The sequence below is a fragment of the Bacillus yapensis genome (assembly GCF_005280205.1).
Classification (GTDB): Bacteria; Bacillota; Bacilli; order Bacillales; family Cytobacillaceae; genus Robertmurraya; species Robertmurraya yapensis.
On the sequence record NZ_SUND01000005.1, the window covers coordinates 85488 to 106961 of the forward strand.

The 21474-nt window shown below is 41.5% G+C and carries 16 protein-coding genes; 2 read left to right on the forward strand and 14 right to left on the reverse strand.

Annotated elements, in window-relative coordinates:
- Positions 1–315: 315 nt before the first annotated feature.
- The 5 genes from glpX to FAR12_RS08120 form a co-directional block, all read right to left on the reverse strand.
- Entirely contained in the window at positions 316–1278 is a 963-nt protein-coding gene (gene glpX / locus FAR12_RS08100) for a class II fructose-bisphosphatase (protein WP_126408192.1), read from the reverse strand.
- Positions 1279–1377: 99 nt separating this feature from the next.
- Entirely contained in the window at positions 1378–2664 is a 1287-nt protein-coding gene (murA, locus tag FAR12_RS08105; protein WP_126408193.1) for a UDP-N-acetylglucosamine 1-carboxyvinyltransferase, read from the reverse strand.
- Between the two features lie 199 nt (positions 2665–2863).
- On the reverse strand, positions 2864–3508 hold the full coding sequence (fsa, locus tag FAR12_RS08110) for a fructose-6-phosphate aldolase (RefSeq protein ID WP_126408194.1): 645 nt from the start codon (positions 3506–3508) through the stop codon (positions 2864–2866).
- 151 nt (positions 3509–3659) lie between these two features.
- The gene (locus FAR12_RS08115; protein ID WP_126408195.1) at positions 3660–4517 is read right to left on the reverse strand and encodes a class II fructose-bisphosphate aldolase; all 858 of its coding nucleotides are present in this window, start codon (positions 4515–4517) and stop codon (positions 3660–3662) included.
- A 225-nt stretch (positions 4518–4742) separates the two neighbouring features.
- Complete coding sequence (locus FAR12_RS08120; RefSeq protein WP_170972136.1) at positions 4743–5117, reverse strand: response regulator; 375 nt, start codon at positions 5115–5117, stop codon at positions 4743–4745.
- A 255-nt stretch (positions 5118–5372) separates the two neighbouring features.
- On the opposite strand from FAR12_RS08120, the gene FAR12_RS08125 reads away from it, so the two are divergent.
- Entirely contained in the window at positions 5373–5894 is a 522-nt protein-coding gene (locus FAR12_RS08125; RefSeq protein WP_126408197.1) for a DUF2529 domain-containing protein, read from the forward strand.
- Positions 5895–6061: 167 nt separating this feature from the next.
- Here FAR12_RS08125 and pyrG read toward each other — a convergent pair whose 3' ends face one another.
- From pyrG to FAR12_RS08175, 9 genes are all read right to left on the reverse strand, one after another.
- Entirely contained in the window at positions 6062–7663 is a 1602-nt protein-coding gene (gene pyrG / locus FAR12_RS08130; protein WP_126408198.1) for a CTP synthase, read from the reverse strand.
- A 442-nt stretch (positions 7664–8105) separates the two neighbouring features.
- Positions 8106–8657, reverse strand: a complete 552-nt coding sequence (rpoE, locus tag FAR12_RS08135; RefSeq protein ID WP_126408199.1) for a DNA-directed RNA polymerase subunit delta — start codon at positions 8655–8657, stop codon at positions 8106–8108.
- Positions 8658–9172: 515 nt separating this feature from the next.
- The gene (icmF, locus tag FAR12_RS08145; protein WP_126408201.1) at positions 9173–12421 is read right to left on the reverse strand and encodes a fused isobutyryl-CoA mutase/GTPase IcmF; all 3249 of its coding nucleotides are present in this window, start codon (positions 12419–12421) and stop codon (positions 9173–9175) included.
- A gap of 18 nt (positions 12422–12439) precedes the next feature.
- A complete protein-coding gene (locus tag FAR12_RS08150) occupies positions 12440–13078 on the reverse strand; it encodes a TetR/AcrR family transcriptional regulator (protein ID WP_126408202.1) in 639 nt (212 codons plus the stop codon).
- A 68-nt stretch (positions 13079–13146) separates the two neighbouring features.
- Positions 13147–14286, reverse strand: coding sequence for an acyl-CoA dehydrogenase (locus FAR12_RS08155; protein ID WP_126408203.1), 1140 nt, complete (start codon positions 14284–14286; stop codon positions 13147–13149).
- A gap of 46 nt (positions 14287–14332) precedes the next feature.
- Complete coding sequence (locus tag FAR12_RS08160; RefSeq protein ID WP_126408204.1) at positions 14333–15463, reverse strand: acyl-CoA dehydrogenase; 1131 nt, start codon at positions 15461–15463, stop codon at positions 14333–14335.
- Positions 15464–15542: 79 nt separating this feature from the next.
- Positions 15543–16394 carry a 3-hydroxybutyryl-CoA dehydrogenase gene (locus tag FAR12_RS08165; RefSeq protein ID WP_126408205.1) on the reverse strand — a complete coding sequence of 284 codons (852 nt, stop codon included), beginning with the start codon at positions 16392–16394 and terminating at the stop codon, positions 15543–15545.
- 18 nt (positions 16395–16412) lie between these two features.
- Positions 16413–17600 carry an acetyl-CoA C-acetyltransferase gene (locus tag FAR12_RS08170; RefSeq protein ID WP_126408333.1) on the reverse strand — a complete coding sequence of 396 codons (1188 nt, stop codon included), beginning with the start codon at positions 17598–17600 and terminating at the stop codon, positions 16413–16415.
- A gap of 322 nt (positions 17601–17922) precedes the next feature.
- Positions 17923–20034 carry a (Fe-S)-binding protein gene (locus FAR12_RS08175; RefSeq protein WP_126408206.1) on the reverse strand — a complete coding sequence of 704 codons (2112 nt, stop codon included), beginning with the start codon at positions 20032–20034 and terminating at the stop codon, positions 17923–17925.
- Between the two features lie 212 nt (positions 20035–20246).
- Between FAR12_RS08175 and cls the strand changes: the two genes are divergently transcribed.
- Positions 20247–21428: a cardiolipin synthase gene (gene cls / locus FAR12_RS08180; protein ID WP_246010343.1), complete on the forward strand. Its 1182-nt coding sequence runs from the start codon at positions 20247–20249 to the stop codon at positions 21426–21428.
- Positions 21429–21474: the final 46 nt, after the last annotated feature.

The following is a 21474-nucleotide window of genomic DNA, read 5'->3' on the forward strand; positions in this document are numbered from 1 at the left end:
ACCTCGCGAGATTCATTCTTTTGATAGGGTTTATCAATAGTGACAGGATAAAGGAAAGAATACTTTTTGAGGCTGATGGAAGCATAGGAAGAGAAAAAATGAATGATTAAGCAATCCGTTTTCTTGTTGAAAAACGAACCCGTTTTTTAAGCATTATGAAATCGTTTCAAGTAACTAGAGTTTATTCTATGAATAGATAAAAAACAACCTCTATTTTACCCCTTTTGCTGAAAATTAATCAATATAATTTTTTCTGGGATCTTTTTAGAAGGAAGGAATGTTGAGGCCTGTTGGATAAGACCTCAACATCGATATTTATTTTATGACTAAGTGAGGTTTCTTTTTCAAGCTATGACGGCCTTCGACAAAGCGGACCGTGCCTGATTTTGCTCGCATAACTAAAGAATGAGTAGAACCATAGGATCCTTTAAATTGGACGCCTCTTAACAATTCTCCGTCGGTAACACCGGTTGCTGCAAAAATGGCGTCATCCCCTTTAACAAGGTCCTCCATGCGTAAAATTTTATTTACGTCTAAGCCCATGCGGATACAACGTTCGAGCTCTTCTTCGCTTTGTGGAATAAGCTTTCCTTGGATTTCCCCACCGAGACATTTTAAAGCAACCGCAGCCAGCACTCCTTCAGGTGCTCCACCTGAACCAAAAAGAATATCCACGCCTGTATGATCAAACGCTGTATTAATCGCACCGGCTACATCGCCATCATTAATAAGCTTAATGCGAGCACCGGCTTCGCGAAGCTCGGCAATAATGTGTTCATGACGTTCTCGGTTTAAAACAGTTGCCACGACATCTTCAATGTCCTTATTTTTCGCTTTAGCAACCGCCATTAAATTATCTGTAATAGAAGCATTGATATCAATTTTCCCTACAGCTTCTGGGCCAACCGCAATTTTGTCCATATACATATCTGGTGCATGAAGTAAATTTCCGTGATCGGCAACAGCAATAACAGCAAGCGCATTCCAACCGCCAGATGCCACAATATTTGTTCCTTCGAGTGGGTCTACCGCGACATCCACGCGAGGGCCATAGCCTGTACCAAGTTTTTCTCCAATATACAGCATTGGTGCTTCGTCCATTTCGCCTTCACCAATAACCACTGTCCCTTTCATCGGAACCGTGTCAAACACATCTCGCATAGCCGATGTCGCAGCATCATCTGCTTCATCCTTTTTCCCTCTTCCCATCCAACGCGCAGAAGCTAATGCCGCACCTTCTGTGACGCGGACTAGCTCCATTGATAAACTTCTTTCCATCGGTGTTCCTCCCCATAAGAAAACCCTATTTCCGGTTTTTTCTCTATCCAAACTTTTGTGTAAGATTCTTAGGTGTATGAAACATAGGAAACGAGAAAATTATGCTTGATTCATTTGCTCTATTTCCTCATTGGAAAGGTCTTCTTTCCAGATAGTTGCGCCAAGGCCTTCTAATTTCTCTACGATATGACTATATCCCCGATAAATGTGTTCCACGCCTGTTATTTCGGTAATTCCTTCAGCCATCAATCCTGCGATGACAAGTGCTGCTCCTGCACGGAGATCGCTCGCTTTCACCTTTGCTCCTTGTAGCTGAACTGGACCGCTTATGATCGCTGAGCGACCTTCTACCTTAATATTGGCGTTCATCCGTCTTAACTCATCAATATGCTTAAAGCGTGCGCTATAAATCGTATCTGTCACAACGCTCGTCCCTTTTGCCCTCGTTAATAAGGAGGTAAAAGGTTGTTGCAGGTCCGTTGGGAAACCAGGATACACAAGGGTTTTAATATCCACAGGTTTAAATGCCTCTGCTTTGCCAACAAACACTTGGTCATCCTTAGCATCAATCGGAACGCCCATTTCACGAAGCTTCGCAATTAAGGATTCCAGATGCTGTGGAATGATATTGTCGATAAGGATTCCCTCTCCGGCAGCTGCTCCTAAAATTAAATATGTACCTGCCTCGATTCGGTCAGGAATAATGGTATGTCTACAGCCATGAAGCTCGTCCACCCCATCAATCCGAATGACATCGGTTCCGGCACCTTTTATTTTCGCACCCATATTGGTTAAAAGTGTTGCCACGTCAATGATTTCTGGCTCTTTCGCGGCATTTTCTATAATTGTACGACCTTTTGCTCGAACGGCAGCAAGCATAATATTAATCGTTGCGCCCACACTAACAACGTCTAAATAAATTCTTGCACCAACAAGCTCATCTGCACGCAAATAAATCGCACCTTGCTCGTTCGTCACACTTGCACCTAAGGCTTCAAAACCTTTAATATGCTGGTCAATCGGTCTTGGCCCTAAATGACATCCACCAGGTAAGCCGATCACCGCTTTTTTAAAGCGACCAAGCATTGCTCCCATTAGATAATAGGAAGCACGAAGCTTCTTAACCTTTCCGTTTGGCAACGGCATCGAAATCATCGACGATGGATCAACGGTCATTTCATTATTGGAAAATTGGACTGTGCCTCCGATTTCCTCAAGAAGATCCTTTAAGATTTCGACATCAGAAATTTCCGGTAAACCTTCAATCGTGACTGGTGAATCAGCCAAAATGGTCGCGGGAATAAGCGCAACAGCACTATTCTTCGCTCCACTGATGCGAACCGTGCCCTTCAAAGGGTAACCCCCTGCGATTTTAAGCTTTTCCATCTCTGACTCCCTTCTCTACCTTGATGTCAACTGCATCTGTAGCAATTGCTGTTCTATTGGAGAAAAACCCTCGCAAAAAAACTTCCATACAATTTTTCGACATAGTTTCTCTATTATCTAGTTTACACGAAAAAACAAATTCCATGTATGCGTTTTAAAAAAAGTTAGATTTAAGTCAAAAGTCTTAGTAGAATACCGACTACCCTCGGTTATTCCAATCTGCTAAAAACGCTTCTATTCCTTTGTCTGTTAATGGATGATTAAATAATTGCAGGATTACTTTGTAAGGCATTGTTCCGATATGGGCTCCTCTTAAAGCAGCCTCGGTAACATGTTGAGGATGTCTGATAGATGCAGCAATAATCTCACTTTCGATGTTATGTACTCTGAAGATGTCTGCTATAGTGGAAATTAACTCTAGACCGTTGTGACCGATATCATCTAGTCTACCCAAAAATGGCGAAACATAAGAGGCACCTGCGCGTGCTGCTAATAGTGCCTGATTGGCACTGAAAATCAAGGTGACATTTGTCTTAATACCCTCTTTTGAAAAAACTGAAACAGCTTTTAACCCATCTGGAGTCATTGGTACTTTAATGGTGATATTTGGAGCAATTTTTGCTAGTTCTCTGCCTTCTCGAATCATTCCTTCTGCATCAAGGGCAATAACTTCGGCGCTGACAGAACCTGGGACTAGTTCGGTAATTTCACGAAGACGGTCTTCAAACGATACATTTTTTTCTTTTGCCACTAATGTTGGATTCGTCGTTACACCAGCAATAATTCCTAAAGAATACGCTTCTCTGATTTCTTCCATATTAGCCGTATCAATAAAAAATTTCATGCATCTCATCCTCCTCTTTTACCAAATTTTAGCGTGCTCTCTCTATAATTACAACCCAAATGAACGAAAAACCGCCTCTTATTTGAAGGCGGTTTTTCTATCTGAGTAGTAGCTAGCTTCTTAAGATGCTAAACCTACTATATGTTTTTACTTAAGCTTTGTTTGAAGAACCGAATTCACGCATTTTGCCGATAACTGTTTCTTTAATCGCTTCGCGAGCTGGTCCTAAGTATTTACGTGGATCGTATTCGTTTGGCAATGCAGCTAATGTTTCACGTACTACTTTAGCAGAAGCAATTTGGTTTTCAGTGTTAACGTTGATTTTTGCAGTTCCTAAAGATACTGATTTTTGAATATCTTTTGTAGGAATTCCAGTTCCTCCGTGAAGAACTAGTGGAAGTCCAGTTGCTTTACCGATTTCCTCCATTTCAGCGAAACCAAGGTTTGGTTCACCTTTGTAAGGACCATGAACAGATCCTAATGCAGGAGCAAGGCAGTCGATACCTGTACGGTTAACAAGCTCAACACATTCTGCTGGATCTGCGTAGATAACGCCCTCAGCAACAACATCGTCTTCTTGTCCACCAACAGTACCTAATTCAGCTTCAACAGAAACTCCTTTAGAATGAGCATATTCAACAACTTTCTTAGTTGTTTCAACGTTCTCTTCAAAAGGATGGTGAGAAGCGTCAATCATAACAGAAGTAAAGCCAGCATCGATTGCTTCTTTACATTTATCAAAGCTTGATCCATGATCTAAATGGATCGCTACAGGAACTGTAATCTTATAATCTTCTAGAAGGCCCTCAACCATTTTTACAATTGTTTTGAAGCCACCCATATAACGGCCTGCACCTTCAGAAACACCAAGAATAACTGGTGATTTTTCTTCTTCAGCTGCTAGTAAAATCGCTTGGGTAAATTCAAGGTTATTGATGTTGAATTGACCAACTGCATAGCCGCCGTCTTTTGCTTTAATTAGCATTTCTTTCATTGAAACTAAAGGCATTCTTTTTCCTCCTTTGACATGATCTCATCATCGTAAGCTCGATTTCTCATAAAGTGTTCCCTTTTAAAAAAGTGAATATGTACTGAAAATCAATGGGCTTTCCGTGATTTTGATCTCTAAGGACATTCTACCAAATTAGAAAAAGAATTGCTAATAGGGTTGCCCTATGAATTTTAAGTCTTTCAATTCAGATTTTTACATATATTGTAATCGATTTCAAACTTCTCAGCTTGTTTTAACAGCAATATATTTCTTGACGGCCTCGCGAATGTCGTCAATGTCAAACGGCTTAGCAAAGTGCGCTAGTGCGCCTAGATTTTTCGCTTCCTGGATCATGTCCAATTCCCCATACGCAGTCATAATAATGACGCGAATATCATCCTTCATGAGCTTCATCCGCTTCAAAATCTCAATGCCGTCCATTCCTGGAATTTTCATATCAAGTAGTACTAAGTCAGGGCAATTTTTTTCCACGATGTCTAAAGCCTGTATGCCATTCGCAGCTTGATGTGTCTCGTAACCTTCTTTTTGCAACACTTCGTTTAGCAGGATCCGGATGCCAAACTGATCATCTACGATTAATACTTTTCCCTTCATCAAACCACCTCTTTCTCAATTTAGATCTAACCTTGATGCAAGTTTTTTTAAAAAGGCTTTATGTATAAGTTCTTGATATTTATTTCCACTTGATTTAATTCGATTTTGTCAACAAATATTCCTGCCATTTTTTCGAAGAAAGAACTATTTTTTTACTTTATTTCTTGATTATGACTTTTTCGCATGAAAATCAAGACGAATGCTGTCATTTTACCTTTCAGATGAGCTTGATTATAATAGCACCGAGGGGGTTTAACCATGCTAAAAATGTTTACTACCCAATTAACGGGACTTTTTAAACGTATTCACGAAAAAGACGAATTTGTTTTCGAGGACGGAGCACGACTTTTAGCACAAGCTGCTGTCGGAGACGGAAGCATTTATATTTTTGGCGAAAAAGAAATGGAAGCTGTTTTAGCTGAAGCGTTTGATAGTGAAGAGCCAATGAAAAATGTGAAGCGTTGGGATGGAAAAGACGAATCGATTACGTTAGCGGATCGAGTTGTGATTTTCTCACGCTATTCGGATGATGAAGCAGCCGTTCAAGCAGGAAAATGGTTGCGGGATAATTATATTCCTTTCGTGTCTGTTGCGACTCATGTGTCGGATGAGAAGGAAAATTTAGTGCAACTCGCGGACGTGCATATCGACCTGCAGTTAAAAAAGGCCTTGCTCCCTGATGAGTTTGGAAATCGCTTCGGTTATCCTGCTTCAATGGCAGCCTTGTATGTATATTACGGACTGAAGTTTACCGTGCAGGAAATTTTAGAGGATTTGTAGAGCCGTTTTGAGTTTGGGTGAGTTTGTCGGTCAGGTTTCTCTATACAGAAAAGATACTGGCCGACAAATTACCCCAAAAACGATACTTACTCCAACACAAGTTCCAAAACAAAAAAAGGTTGATTTCCCGTTCTTGAAAACAGGAAATCAACCTTTTCATCTATCTTTTATTTACTATTCTTCAAAGATGCTTCAACGAAGTTTCTGAATAATGGCTGTGGTCTAGTTGGTCTAGATGTGAATTCTGGATGGAATTGACACGCAACGAACCAAGGATGATCTCCTAGTTCGATGATTTCTACTAGACGGCCATCTGGGCTTGTTCCAGAGAAAATAAATCCAGCCTTCTCCATTTCTTGACGATACTGATTGTTGAACTCATAACGATGACGGTGACGTTCATAAATAACCTCATCTTGATAAGCTTCATACGCTTTTGTACCTTCATTCAACTTACATGGATATAAGCCTAGGCGCAATGTACCGCCTAAATCTTCGACATCCTTTTGCTCTGGAAGCAAGTCGATGATCGGATGTACTGTATTTGGATTGATTTCCGCAGTATGAGCTTCTTTGTATCCTAATACATTACGAGCATATTCGATCGATGCAAGCTGCATGCCTAAGCAAATTCCTAGGAATGGTACCTTGTTCTCTCTCGCAAATTGAGTCGCAAGAATTTTTCCTTCGATGCCACGGTCTCCGAATCCACCTGGTACAAGAACGCCGTCCACACCTGAAAGAAGTTCCTTCACATTTTCTGGAGTTACATGCTCAGCGTTAATCCATTTAATATCGATATCTGAATCAAATTGATAACCAGCGTGCTTTAATGCTTCCACAACAGAAATATACGCATCTTGAAGTTCTACATACTTCCCAACAAGTGCAATTTTCGTTGTTTTTGCTAGATTTTGAACGCGGTTTACAAGTTCTTTCCACTCAGTCATTTCCGCATCAGGTGCTTGAATCTTTAAGTGATCTAGAACGATTTGATCCATGTTTTGCTCTTGAAGAGTAAGTGGAATCGAATATAAAGTATCGGCATCTGGACATTCAATAACCGCTTTCGGGTCGATGTCACAGAATAACGCAATTTTATCCTTCATATCATCTGCCATTGGCATTTCCGTACGGACCACGATAATGTTTGGCTGAATTCCTAAGCTACGTAATTCTTTTACACTGTGCTGTGTTGGCTTTGTTTTCATTTCACCAGCAGCTTTGATGTAAGGAACTAGCGTACAGTGAATGTACATGACATTGTCACGGCCAACATCGCTCTTAATTTGGCGGATCGCCTCTAAGAATGGCAATGATTCGATGTCCCCAACTGTTCCACCGATCTCAGTAATAACCACATCAACATTTGTTTCTTGTCCAGCGCGGAATACTTTTTCCTTAATTTCATTGGTAATGTGAGGAATAACCTGCACCGTACCACCTAAATAATCACCACGACGCTCTTTTTGTAGGACAGTGGAATAGATTTTACCAGTTGTCACGTTGCTGAATTTTGTTACATTAATATCAACAAAGCGCTCATAGTGTCCTAAGTCAAGGTCTGTCTCAGCACCATCATCTGTCACGAATACTTCCCCGTGCTGATACGGACTCATCGTTCCTGGGTCAACATTGATGTATGGATCGAATTTTTGGATCGTTACACTCAAGCCTCTGTTCTTTAAAAGTCTTCCTAATGATGCAGCAGTAATTCCTTTTCCAAGTGAAGAAACTACTCCACCGGTAACAAAAATGTATTTTGTCATAACTATTTCCCCCTCTAAATTATGTTTTTACTAGATAGATTCACAATTTGGAGTATCCTTTCTCAACGACCAATATTTTTTATGTAATGCCCGTTTTTTCAAAAAGAAAACCTATTGTGAAGAGTTAATAAAAGAAAAAGATGTGTTAGGGGTGAAACGTGTTTCTACCAGAGACATTCTCATATGTTCAAAGCTTTTTTTCGAAGCCTACCAAATTAGCTTTCGCAATCAGCGAAATTCTTATCGCATTTCTGATAAAAATCTTCAAACTTTGAATACGGAGAACGCTTTTTTGGCCCTGACAAAAATAAAAAACGCCCCACTTACAATAAATGTAAGGGGAGCGCTAATAATATAATTTCAACTCGTTCCTTTTTTAAGGAGCCCAAAAAGTATTCTACAAGCCCCTATTCAAAAAGTCAACAATGGAAGTTCAATTCGATTACAAATCTTCCTCGTCATCGGAATCTAAATCTTCGTCCAATTCCTCGAACTCCTCGTCATCTTCCAGAAGATCTTCTTCCTCGTCCTCTTCAAAATCTTCATCTTCATCATCAAAATCTTCATCATCGTCAAGATCGAGAAGATCTTCATCTTCGTCTTCATCATCAAGAATATCATCATAATCGATATCATCTTCATCATCATAGTCAAGATCAAGATCATCGTCCTCATCGACAACCTTCTTCGCCTTCTTCTTCTTCGGCTTAGTTGGCGTGATGACTTCTTCCTCTGATTGTTCAACTGGGTACCAAACTCTTAATCCCCAGCGGTTTTCTCCTAAAGAAAGAAAACGGCCATCAATATTTAAATCTGTATAAAACTGAGCGATCTTGGCACGAACTTCTTCCTCTGATAAGCCAATCGTAGCTGTAATTTCATCCATAATTTCCTTGAATGAAGCAGGCTGCTTTTGATTTTTCAGCATTTCGTAAGCCATTTCGATCAATGACATTTCTTGCAACTGTTCTTGTGTGAATTGTTTAAGACTCAATATTCGCACTTCCTTTCACCATCTCAACACTTGTGGCTTTGTTTCATAGAGTCGTTGGAACTCATAAGAAGAATATGTATCATCTATCTAGTAACAAGCCCTTATGTGGACACATATTCTTCATTATAAACAAATTTAAAGCCTTTATGCTAGATCTAGCTAGTCATTATGCGAAAAAATAGTGAAATTATCGATCGCTTTGCTTTTTCTTTCTTTTTTTCCTAGTTGGATCCGATAATTGATTCGCTGCTAACGTAAAAAAGAAGATCGCCAACAAATAGAAGGAAATTGCCCCAAGCTGCCGTTTATAAAGGAAATACAAGGTGATTAAAATGCCTACCAAAATCAAAAAGAGTATCACTCGCCGCTTCAAAGTCTCACATCCCGAAATGCTATTCTAAATTAATTATAAAATAAATCTTTCGTCATGTGAGAAATGTTACAATAATATTTTGTAAAAATATAGTTATTTTTCATCTGAGACTAGTAGCTACAATATTTTCGGTTTCTCACATTTACATATTTCTCCGATACTGCCCACCAACATCGTATAACGCTCGGGTAATTTGACCGAGGCTGGCAACCTTGACAGTTTCCATCAATTCGGCAAAAATATTTTCCCCATTCATGGCTGTTTCTTTTAATTTCAACAACGCTGCTTCTACTTTATCTTCATTTCGTTGTTGGAAATCTCGTAAATTGTTAATTTGCAGTTCTTTTTCCTCTTTCGAAGCACGCGCTAGCTCCATATTGTCCACATCTTCCTCTAAAGGTGGATTTGGATTCAAGTACGTATTGACCCCAATAATCGGCAACTCGCCCGAATGCTTCTTCATCTCATAGTACATAGACTCTTCTTGAATTTTACCACGTTGGTATTGCGTTTCCATTGCTCCTAATACGCCACCGCGGTCATTGATCCGCTCAAACTCCTGCAGAACCGCTTCTTCAACTAAATCCGTAAGCTCTTCAATAATAAAAGATCCCTGTAATGGATTTTCGTTTTTCGTTAAGCCATGTTCTTTCGTAATAATCATCTGGATCGCCATCGCTCTGCGCACCGACTCCTCCGTTGGCGTCGTAATTGCCTCATCATACGCATTCGTATGCAGGGAATTACAGTTATCATGAAGCGCCATTAATGCCTGTAAGGTCGTACGAATATCGTTAAAATCGATTTCCTGGGCATGCAAGGAACGGCCTGACGTTTGAATATGGTACTTCAGCTTTTGGCTGCGCTCGTTTGCTCCATACTTATTTCTCATGACCGTGGCCCAAATACGGCGGGCCACTCTGCCAATCACTGTATACTCTGGGTCCAAGCCATTCGAGAAAAAGAACGATAAATTCGGCGCAAAGTCATCTATATGCATACCTCTACTCAAATAGTACTCCACATACGTCAAACCATTCGCCAATGTAAATGCAAGCTGGGAAATCGGATTCGCTCCCGCCTCCGCAATATGATAGCCCGATATCGAAACAGAGTAGTAGTTTCGCACCTTGTGGTCAATAAAGTATTGCTGAATATCTCCCATCATGCGCAGGGCAAACTCGGTTGAAAAAATACATGTATTTTGCCCTTGGTCTTCTTTTAAAATATCAGCCTGCACCGTACCGCGTACGGTTCGCAAGGTTCTCTCTCTTACTTCTTCCCATTCAACAGGATTTAAAACGCGTCCAAGTTCCTCTTCTTTCTTTTCCAACTGCTGCTCAATCGCTGTATTCATAAACATCGCTAAAATAATCGGCGCTGGCCCATTAATCGTCATCGACACAGATGTAGAAGGATGACATAAATCAAAGCCTTTGTAGAGCTTTTTCATGTCGTCGAGCGTACAAACACTAACGCCACTCTCGCCCACTTTCCCGTAAATGTCCGGGCGATAATCTGGGTCCTCGCCGTATAGTGTGACCGAATCGAATGCTGTACTTAGGCGCTTCGCTGGGTCATCCTTCGATAAATAGTGGAAACGGCGATTCGTCCGTTCCGGTGTTCCTTCGCCTGCAAACTGGCGCTTCGGATCCTCCCCTTCACGTTTGAATGGGAATACCCCTGCTGTATAGGGAAAACTACCAGGAACATTTTCTTTGTACACCCAACGAATGATTTCGCCGTAATCCTTATATTTCGGCAGGGAAACCTTTGGAATATCTAGACCTGAAAGGCTTTTTGTTGTTAAAAGGGTGATAATTTCCTTATCACGAATGCGCGTCACAAATTGGGAACCTGCGTATTTCTCCTTCGTTTCTTCCCAAGTCGCTAAAATTTTCTTTGATTCTGGAGTCAATTTCTCTTCGACTTCTTCTTTTAATGCTCTTAATGAAGCCAGCACCTCTTCATTTCCTTGAACTAGCTCCAAGGTTCCTTCAATTTGGAACAGTTTTCTTGCTAAATCTGCCTGCTCTTCCGCAGTTTTATGATATTTCCGCACCGTATCCGATATTTCTCTTAGGTAATAACGACGATCATTCGGAATAATGATGTTTTGCTTCTCCACTTGAGCATTTTTCGAAAAAGATGTCGTCCAATTCGTCCCTGCTTTTTCATTGATTACCTCAAGTAAGGCAGCAAACAGAGCGTTTGTGCCTGGGTCATTAAATTGGCTCGCAATCGTGCCATAAATCGGCATATCATCTAATTCTTTTTCAAAAAACATATGGCTCCGTTGGTATTGCTTCTGCACCTGACGCAACGCATCCTCTGAACCTTTACGCTCAAACTTATTGATCACAATCAAATCGGCATAATCAATCATATCGATTTTTTCAAGCTGGGAAGGCGCCCCGAACTCACTCGTCATCACATACATGGAGACATCACAAATCTCCGTTATACCTGCATCCCCTTGCCCAATTCCACTTGTCTCGACGATGATTAAGTCATAACCCGCTGCCTTCACAACTGCAATGGAATCACGAATGGCAAGGGATAGTTCTGATTTAGAATTTCGCGTAGCAAGGCTTCGCATATACACACGTGGTGAAAAAATCGCATTCATGCGAATCCTGTCCCCAAGGAGAGCGCCACCGGTCTTTTGTTTTGTTGGGTCGACCGATAAAATGGCCACCCTTTTTTCAGGAATTTCGTTAATAAAACGGCGCACCAGCTCATCCGTTAAGGAGCTTTTACCAGCGCCTCCTGTTCCCGTGATTCCTAAAACAGGTGCTTGCTTTTCTGCAGATTTGATTTTTTCGATGACCGATTCCACAGCGGTTGCCGCCTCATTGGTTTGATGCTCAGCTAAAGTAATAAGCTTTGCAGTGGCAATAGTATCCCCTTCAACTAGCTTGCTTGTATACTCCTCAAGATCGGCATGAATCGTCGGTAGATCACATTCCTCAAGCATCATATTAATCATGCCCTGAAGCCCATTTTTCCTTCCGTCCTCTGGTGAAAAAATGCGAGCGATCCCATAATCATGCAACTCTTTAATTTCTCTTGGGATGATAACCCCGCCACCGCCTCCATAAATACGAATATGCTGGGCTCCTCTTTCTTTTAACAAATCATACATATACTTAAAAAACTCAACATGTCCCCCTTGGTAGGAAGAAATGGCAATGCCTTGGACATCCTCTTGGATCGCCGCATTGACAATCTCCTCAACGGAGCGGTTATGGCCTAAATGAATGACCTCTGCTCCACTCGACTGGAGAATACGGCGCATAATATTGATAGAAGCATCATGACCATCAAACAAACTTGAAGCAGTAACAAAACGAATATGGTTTTTTGGCTTATAAACGATTTGTGTACTCATTCTTCTCCCCCTCGTTCGCTAGTCTACTAAGCTAGCCTTTTGATGTATCCCGTCAAAAATTAATCCCACCTGAATCGCAATATACTCATCCAATGTATACATTTTTTGAATCGCCCAACGGCGAAATCCCCACATTTGTCCTTGAACGACGATGTTATGAGAGAGGATCTTAATCTGATCTGTGGATAAAGAAAGCTCTCCATTATCTACACAGCCTTGAATGATATCTTCAATCAAGAGCGCCATCGCAATTTCTTTTTGAAGTACATATGGGAGGGCATCCTTGGAAAGGGATTTGGCCTCCTGGTACATAACGAGAACCTCATCCTGAAGTTCATCCATCACGCGAAAATAGTTCCCAATGCCAGCCTTTAAACCTTCGAGTGTTCCACGCTTCGTATCGATGTCTCTTTGAAGACGGTTATGCACTTCGTCGTATATACTGTCACAAACTAAGTAGAGAACATCTTCCTTCGTGCGAATGTACTCATATAAGGTGCCTATACTAAAGCCTGCCGCTTTGGCAATCTCTCGTGTTGTTGTACGATGAAACCCTTTTTCCTTAAAAAGTGTGACTGCCCCTTTGATCATTTGGTTGCGCCGTTTGATAACCAGACGCTCATCCTTAACAGAAGCATGAACCTCACGCTTTTTCATGTAATGCCACCCTCCTTTGCAAAATCATAGTGAACAAGGCAGAATGGTCATGTTCTGCCTTGCGATTTTTATTTCGTAATCATTCTAGAAATAACGAGTTTTTGAATTTCTTGTGTGCCTTCGTAGATTTGTGTGATTTTCGCATCACGCATAAACCTTTCAACTGGATAATCCTTTGTATAACCATAGCCACCGAATACTTGAACTGCTTCCGTTGTGACCTTCATGGCTGTATCTCCGGCAAATAACTTCGACATCGCCGACTCTTTTCCATATGGAAGTCCTTCTGATTCAAGCCATGCTGCTTGATAGGTTAAGAGTCTTGCAGCTTCAATACTTGTTGCCATATCCGCTAGTTTAAAGCCAATCCCTTGATTCGCTGCTATTGGTTTTCCGAATTGATGACGTTCCTTCGCATATTCAGTTGCTGCATCTAATGCGCCTTGTGCGATTCCAACCGCTTGAGCCGCAATTCCGTTTCGGCCACCATCAAGGGTCATCATCGCAACCTTGAAGCCTTCACCAACCTTACCTAACACATTCTCAACAGGAACCTTACAATCTTCAAAAATGATTTCTGTCGTTGGAGACGAACGAATACCTAGTTTCTTCTCTTTTTTCCCAACAGAGAAACCTGGGAAGTCACTTTCGACGATAAACGCCGTTGTTCCACGTGTTTTTTGTTCTGGATCGGTTAAAGCAAAGACAACGTAAATATCCGCTTCTCCACCGTTTGTAATAAAAATTTTGCTGCCGTTAAGGACAAAATGGTCACCTTCAAGACGAGCTGTTGTCCGCATTCCACCTGCATCAGAGCCACTACCTGGTTCTGTTAAACCATAGGCACCAATCTTTTCCCCTTGAGCCATTGGACGTAAGTATTTCTGTTTTTGTTCTTCGTTCCCAAATTTGTAAATTGGCCATCCCGCTAAGGACGTATGGGCGGAGAGGGTCACCCCAATGGATGCGTCTACTCGAGATAATTCTTCAACAGCAATACAGTATGCGAGATAATCGCTGCCAATGCCGCCATATTCTTCTGGCCAAGGAATACCGGTTAAACCGAGCTCAGCCATTTTGTCAAAAATCTCTCGGTCAAAACGCTCTTCTTCATCACGCTCTGCTGCTGTTGGTGCTACTTCATTTTTAGCAAAGTCACGAACCATTTTTCGAATCATTTCATGCTCTTCAGACAATTGGAATCTCATTTTTTATTCCCTCTTTCATTGGTATGTTTTTTTATGTGAACTACTGCTACAATCTTTTACTAATGACAATTCGCTGAATTTCGCTTGTTCCTTCATAAATTTCGGTTACTTTTGCATCGCGGAAATAGCGCTCAACCGGATAGTCCTTCGTATAGCCGTAGCCACCGAATACTTGAATCGCTTCCGTCGTCACTTCTACCGCTGTTTTTGAGGCAAAAAGCTTTGCCATCGCTGCTTCTTTTCCACAATTCAATCCATTGGCCCGCAAATCAGCTGCATGATAGATTAGTAGTTTTGCAGCTTCAATGTTCGTTGCCATATCCGCCAGCTTAAAGCCCACTCCTTGGTGAGTGGCGATCGGACGACCGAATTGATGACGCGATTTTGCATATTGGACAGAAGACTCGAATGCTGCCTCAGCAATCCCAAGTGCTTGTGCAGCGATCCCAATCCTGCCGACATCCAAGTTAGCCATCGCAATTTTAAAACCTTCTCCCTCTTCACCTAGGCGATTTTCCTTTGGGACTCTCATGTCCTCAAAGGTGAGTTGTACGGTCCTTGAACCGTGAAGCCCCATTTTATGTTCATCCTTGCCAATCACAAGGCCTGGTGTCCCTTTTTCCACAATAAAAGCGGTAATCCCATTGGCTCCTGCAACAGGATTTGTCTTGGCAAAGACAATATACACATCTGCTTCTCCACCATTTGTAATGAACACTTTCGCCCCATTGATGACATAATGGTCTCCATCCAAAACGGCTTTTGATTTCAAACTAGCTGCATCTGAACCTGAACTTGGCTCTGTTAAGCAAAAAGCTCCTAGATATTCACCTGTTGCCAGCTTTTGCACGTACTTCTGTTTTTGTTCCTCTGTACCAAAATAAAGGATTGGATTGGTACCGACAGATGTGTGAACGGAAAGTATGACCCCAATCGTTGCACTGACCTTTGAAAGCTGGTGGATGGCAATGATATATGAGGCGAAGTCCATGTTTGCTCCACCATATTGTGCCGGGATCGGAATTCCCATTAAACCGAGCTCTCCCATTTTCTTCAGGATTTCTCTTGGAAACTCCCCTTGCTCCATTTTTTCGATATTCGGGGCAATCTCTTTCTGTGCAAAGTCCTGGACCATTTTCCGCATCATTTCTTGCTCTTCCGTAAAGCGTAAATCCATGCGAATGTCCCCTCTCGTTGCTGTTCGTTTATGTGAAAACGGGGATTCCGAAACTGGTGTTATTTCCAGAAATCCAACATTATGCATACTCATAAAACCCACGACCAGACTTTTTCCCAAGCCATCCGGCCTTCACGTATTTGCGAAGTAATGGACATGGACGATATTTGTCATCACCAAAGCCTTCATGGAGGGTCTCCATAATATAAAGGCATGTATCGAGTCCGATAAAATCTGCTAGCGTCAGCGGTCCCATGGGATGATTCATCCCAAGCTTCATCACATCATCAATTGCTTCCTTCGTGGCCACACCTTCATAAAGGGTGTAAATGGCTTCATTAATCATTGGCATCAGAATGCGATTGGCCACAAACCCTGGAAAGTCATTGACCTCAACCGGTACCTTGTTTAATTTTTTCGTAATGTCCTCAATCGTTTTATACACTTCATCAGCTGTTGCTAACCCGCGAATAATCTCGACAAGCTTCATGACTGGAACTGGATTCATGAAATGCATCCCGATAACTTTTTCCGGTCTTGTTGTGGCGGCTGCTATTTCGGTAATCGGCAAGGATGAAGTATTACTTGCTAAAATCGCGTGGGCTGGAGCAATCTCATCCAATTCCTTGAAGATACTTGCTTTGATGGCCATATTTTCAACGGCTGCTTCAATCACAAGGTCCACTGTCCCTGCATCAACAAGGTTCGTTGAAGCCGTAATATTGGCTAAAATGGCCACTTTTTCATCCTCAGTTATCCGTTCCTTCAACACTTGTCTTGCTAGATTCTTTTCAATTCCCGCCAGCCCCCGCTCGACAAATTCCGGCTTCAAATCATTTAGCAAGACAGTAAAACCTGCTTGCGCACATACCTGGGCAATTCCTGAGCCCATTTGCCCTGCACCAATAACCATGATTTTTTCTACATTCATACCCATTACCCCCAGTCGTTATTGTTTCGGAAACTCGATCATAACCGCATCGCCTTGACCGCCACCTGAACAAATTGCAGCAATTCCGATGCCACCGCCACGTCGCTTCAATTCATGGATTAAGGTTAAAATGATTCTTGCCCCACTCGCGCCAATCGGATGACCAAGAGCGACCGCACCGCCATTCACATTGACTTTTTCCACAGCTAAATTAGCTAATTTTCCACTCGTGAGGGCAACAGCGGCGAATGCCTCATTAATTTCAAACAAATCAATTTCCTCAAGGCTTTTCCCTGTTTTCTTTAAAATTTCATTAATGACGAGACCCGGTGTTTTCGGAAAATCTTTTGCCTCGACCGCAATCGCTGCCTGACCAATGATGTACGCTTCAGGAGTTCTTCCTTCTTTCAACGCTCTTTCCTCGCTCATTAGCACGAGGGCGGCCGCACCATCATTCACACCAGGTGCATTTCCAGCAGTAATGGTTCCGTTTGCTCCAAAGGCAGGGCGAAGCTTCGCCAGCTGTTCGAAAGACGTATCCCTTCTTGGTGCCTCGTCTTCCATAACAAGAAGGGGCTCACCTTTTCGCTGAGGAACTTCCACTGGAACAATCTCTTCTGCCAGCTTTCCAGAATCTATCGCCGTAACCGCCAGCTTATGACTTCGGAGCGCCCATTCGTCCTGCTCTTCACGGCTAATATTCAATTCTTCTGCTACTTCATTCCCGTATGTGCCCATATGAACACCTGTAAAACTACAAGTGAGTCCATCATGAACCATCAAATCTTTTACAGCAGAATCACCCATTCTAAGGCCAAATCGCACATTCGGTAAAAAGTATGGAGCCTTGCTCATCGATTCCATTCCACCAGCGACAATGACTTCTTCATCGCCCGCCCGAATAATTTGATCGGCCAACGTTACACTGCGCATGCCAGAAGCACATACCTTGTTGATTGTTTCTGTTTTCACTTGCCAAGGAAGTCCAGCTTTTTGAGCTGCTTGACGGGATGGAATTTGCCCTTGTCCGCCTTGAAGAACATTGCCTAAAATGACTTCTTGCACCTCTTCCCCATTAATACCTGCACGTTGAAGAGCCCCTTTAATCGCAATTGCTCCTAAATCTGAAGCAGTGAGGCTGCTTAATGCCCCGCCTGATTTTCCAAAAGGAGTTCTAGCTCCGCTAAGAATGACAGTTTTCCCCATCATCTATTTCTCTCCTTTTCTATAATTCTCTTAAGTGATTTGTGACTGATCTGAGGTGGAGTAGACAAATTGACTGAACGCTCGCTCGAAGTTAGTTCTGAAGAAAAAGGAACAGGATTGTTCCTAAAATTAAGTGGATGCGTTATTTTTGAAAGCGCTTTAATTACATTTCTATTTTAATGCATAAGAGGTAAAAATTAAATGATTTTTCAAAATTTTTAACAGAAATTTAAAAATAACTTGTTCTCATTTTATGTCGAAAAAACTTACTTAAAAATGAACCAGCGAGTCTCCCCGCTGGTTCAAATTTTCACTAAACACATTAAGACGCTAATTCTTGTACTTCTCCGCAAACTGCTTTTTCAAGAAGTTCTGCTACATCGTAAGTGGACACTTTGTCTTCCACTTCTTTTGCTTTTGTACCATCTGTTAACATTGTTAAACAGTATGGACAACCTGAGCTGATGACTGTAGGGTTAACCTCTAGAGCCTGCTCAGTACGGGCAACGTTAATACGATGTCCTGTTTCTTCTTCCATCCACATGAGACCTCCACCAGCTCCACAGCACATACCTGTGTCACGGTTTCGCTCCATTTCTACAAGCTTCACTCCAGCAATGGATTTTAAGATTTCACGTGGCGGATCGTACACTTCATTGTATCGGCCTAAATAACAAGAATCATGGAACGTAATCGTTTCATTGACCTCATATTTCGGCTTTAATCTTTCTTCTTTAACAAGCTCATACAGAACTTCTGTATGGTGGTACACTTCAGCTGTTAGGCCAAAATCAGGATATTCATTTTTGAAAATGTTATATGCATGTGGGTCGATTGTAACAATCTTCTTCACATCATTTTTTTCAAATTCATCAATATTGTTTGTAGCCAGCTCTTGGAAGACGAACTCGTTTCCAAGGCGACGAGCCGTATCTCCAGAATTCTTTTCTTTATTTCCAAGAATCGCAAACTTCACGCCTGCTTCATTCAATAATTTCGCGAAGGATAAAGCGATCTTTTGACTACGATTATCGTAGGATCCCATAGATCCAACCCAGAATAAATATTCGAACTCTTCGCCTGCTTTTTTCATTTCTTTCACTGTTTTTACTTCCACATCTTCACGTGCTTCGCGCCAGTTTTCACGCTCTTTACGATTTAATCCCCAAGGATTTCCTTGACGCTCAATGTTTTGCATCGCACGCTGTGCATCTGCATCCATTTTTCCTTCTGTTAAAACAAGATAACGTCGAAGGTCGATGATTTTTTCAACGTGCTCGTTCATAACTGGACATTGGTCCTCACAGTTACGGCAAGTCGTACATGCCCAGATTTCTTCTTCGGTAATCACTTCTCCAATCAAGCTTGGGCTATAAGCAAGCGCAGCCGCACTTTCTTCTACACCTTTTCCAGCTGACGCTAACGCGAGTTGATTTCCTTGCGTATTAGCAAATGCAAAGGTCGGTACCCATGGCTGCTTCGATGTAATCGCAGCCCCATGATTGGTTAAGTGGTCGCGAAGCTTTAAGATTAAATCCATTGGGGAAAGCATCTTTCCAGTGCCTGTCGCCGGACACATATTGGTACAGCGGCCACATTCCACACAAGCATACAGGTCGACTAATTGTAGCTGTGTAAAGTCTTTAATTTTACCAACACCAAAGGATTCTTGTGTCTCATCTTCAAAGTTGATTTTTGTTAATTTGCCCGGTTTTTCAAGGCGATTTAAGTAGACGTTTGCAGGTCCAGCAATTAAGTGGGCATGCTTTCCTTGTGGTACGTAAACAAGGAATGATAATAAGAAAATAAGATGAATCCACCAAGCGATATAGAACACGACAATCGAAGCGGTTTCACCGATTCCTGATAATGCCGTTCCGATTAAGGAAGCCACTGGTTCAGTCCAGGCTGCTTCATGTCCGTGCCAAATCATACTCATTCCGTTTCCAACTAAGACGGAAAGCATCAATCCGCCGATAAAAATTAACACGAGCCCTGATTTGAAACCTCTTTTTAGACGGACAAGCTTCTCAATATAACGACGATAAAAAGCCCAAACGACCGCCACCAAAATCACTAACGTGACAATCTCCTGGAAGAATGTGAAGCCTGCGTATAATGGCCCTAGCGGCAAATGCGCTCCAGGTTTGATCCCTTTGATGATAAAATCAATCGCACCAAATTGGACCAAAATAAAGCCATAGAAGAACATGACGTGAATGGCACCGCTCTTCTTATCCTTCATGAGTTTCTTCTGCCCGAAGACCATCACCCAGATTTTTTTCATTCGCTCTTTTACGTTGTTATCAAACTCTTCTTTTTTGCCGAGCTTAATAAATGTTATTCTTGTTTTCACGACGTACACGAACAAACTAACCGCGTAAGCGATTACAAGAATGGTTGCAATGAGGTTAATCCATAGTAAACCGTTCATATGAATGTAACACTCCTTCCTCCATTATTTTTCAAAGAAAATTTTAAAAACAATAAAATTTTCTGAATTTATCTACCTCCATTATATAATGAATGAGCATTCAGTCAATATTTTTTTAAACTTTTTCAGGGGTAAGGAAAAACTGAAAAGGGCACAATAGAAATCAACCATTCACAAAGGAGCGGATAGCACTGAGAATAATCAGCTTCATTTTGATTGCTATCTTCATCATAGTTGCTTATTTAACTGTTGATTTTAAATTGGGGAGAAAAAACTTTCTCTCTCAGATAAAAAGCAATGTGTTTCCGTTCCGTGATAGCGATATTAAAATTTTCACTCATGGGACGGACTTATTTAAGGATATGTTCGAAGAATTAAAAAATGCCCAAAAGCATATCCACATTCTTTTTTATATTTGTAAAAATGATCAATTTAGTCAGGAATTTTTAACGATTTTAAAGAAGAAAGCTGAGGAAGGCATTGAAGTTCGACTCTTAGTCGATTGGGCTGGGGGAATGAAGATTAAGAAGAAACAAATTAAAGAGTTAAAAAGTGCAGGAATTCTTTTTTTCTTTTCAAATATGCCTCGTGCTCCGTTTTTCTTTTTTACCTCACAAGCTCGTAATCATCGAAAAATTACCGTCATCGACGGGAAGGTCGGGTACTTAGGTGGGTACAATGTGGGGAAGGAGTATATTGATAAGGATCCGAAACTAAGTCCTTGGCGCGATTATCATCTTAAAATAACAGGAGAAGGTGTTCAAGACTTGCAGCTACAATTTCTCCTCGACTGGCAGGAAGCATCGAAAACGAATCTACTGCAAAATGAGGTTTATTTTCCACCACTAAGCAAGGGTTCTGTTCGCCATAAAGTGATTTCAACAGAGGGATTCTTGCTTGAAAAAGCTTTTTCTACTTTAATTAGAGGCGCGAAAAAATCGATTACGATTGGCTCACCTTATTTTATTCCGAGTAAAACGATCTTCAAGGATTTGCTAAATGCTATAGACAGAGGAGTCACGCTGACCATTATTGTACCTTATACTGCTGATCATCCATTGGTCAAGGAAGCTTCCTATCGCTATTTGCGACCGATTTTAGCAAAGGGCGGTAACGTCTATCAATTTAAAAATGGGTTTTATCATGCGAAGGTGCTGCTCATTGATGATGAAGTATGTGATTTAGGGACAGCCAATTTTGATAATCGGAGTTTTTTCTTGAATCATGAAATTAATTGTTATATTTATGACTCGATCAAAATTGAAGAGGCGAAACGAATTCTTGAGGAGGATTTGAAGGATTCGAGTAAGCTATCGTTAAGTCAGTTACAGTCAATGGGGTTTATGTCGGGTGTGAAGGAATGGCTGGCAAAGAGGATTGCGTACTTTCTATAACATTATCCCCTTCCCGGGTGTTCCGTGGTTTGCGGGCCAACTCGAA

Excerpts from the sequence above, each read along its gene's own strand:
- glpX (WP_126408192.1), bottom strand. The coding sequence starts at position 1,278 with ATGGAAAGAAGTTTATCAATGGAGCTAGTCCGCGTCACAGAAGGTGCG.
- murA (WP_126408193.1), bottom strand. The coding sequence starts at position 2,664 with ATGGAAAAGCTTAAAATCGCAGGGGGTTACCCTTTGAAGGGCACGGTT.
- fsa (WP_126408194.1), bottom strand. The coding sequence starts at position 3,508 with ATGAAATTTTTTATTGATACGGCTAATATGGAAGAAATCAGAGAAGCG.
- FAR12_RS08115 (WP_126408195.1), bottom strand. The coding sequence starts at position 4,517 with ATGCCTTTAGTTTCAATGAAAGAAATGCTAATTAAAGCAAAAGACGGC.
- FAR12_RS08125 (WP_126408197.1), top strand. The coding sequence starts at position 5,373 with ATGCTAAAAATGTTTACTACCCAATTAACGGGACTTTTTAAACGTATT.
- pyrG (WP_126408198.1), bottom strand. The coding sequence starts at position 7,663 with ATGACAAAATACATTTTTGTTACCGGTGGAGTAGTTTCTTCACTTGGA.
- icmF (WP_126408201.1), bottom strand. The coding sequence starts at position 12,421 with ATGAGTACACAAATCGTTTATAAGCCAAAAAACCATATTCGTTTTGTT.
- FAR12_RS08150 (WP_126408202.1), bottom strand. The coding sequence starts at position 13,078 with ATGAAAAAGCGTGAGGTTCATGCTTCTGTTAAGGATGAGCGTCTGGTT.
- FAR12_RS08155 (WP_126408203.1), bottom strand. The coding sequence starts at position 14,286 with ATGAGATTCCAATTGTCTGAAGAGCATGAAATGATTCGAAAAATGGTT.
- FAR12_RS08160 (WP_126408204.1), bottom strand. The coding sequence starts at position 15,463 with ATGGATTTACGCTTTACGGAAGAGCAAGAAATGATGCGGAAAATGGTC.
- FAR12_RS08165 (WP_126408205.1), bottom strand. The coding sequence starts at position 16,394 with ATGAATGTAGAAAAAATCATGGTTATTGGTGCAGGGCAAATGGGCTCA.
- FAR12_RS08170 (WP_126408333.1), bottom strand. The coding sequence starts at position 17,600 with ATGGGGAAAACTGTCATTCTTAGCGGAGCTAGAACTCCTTTTGGAAAA.
- FAR12_RS08175 (WP_126408206.1), bottom strand. The coding sequence starts at position 20,034 with ATGAACGGTTTACTATGGATTAACCTCATTGCAACCATTCTTGTAATC.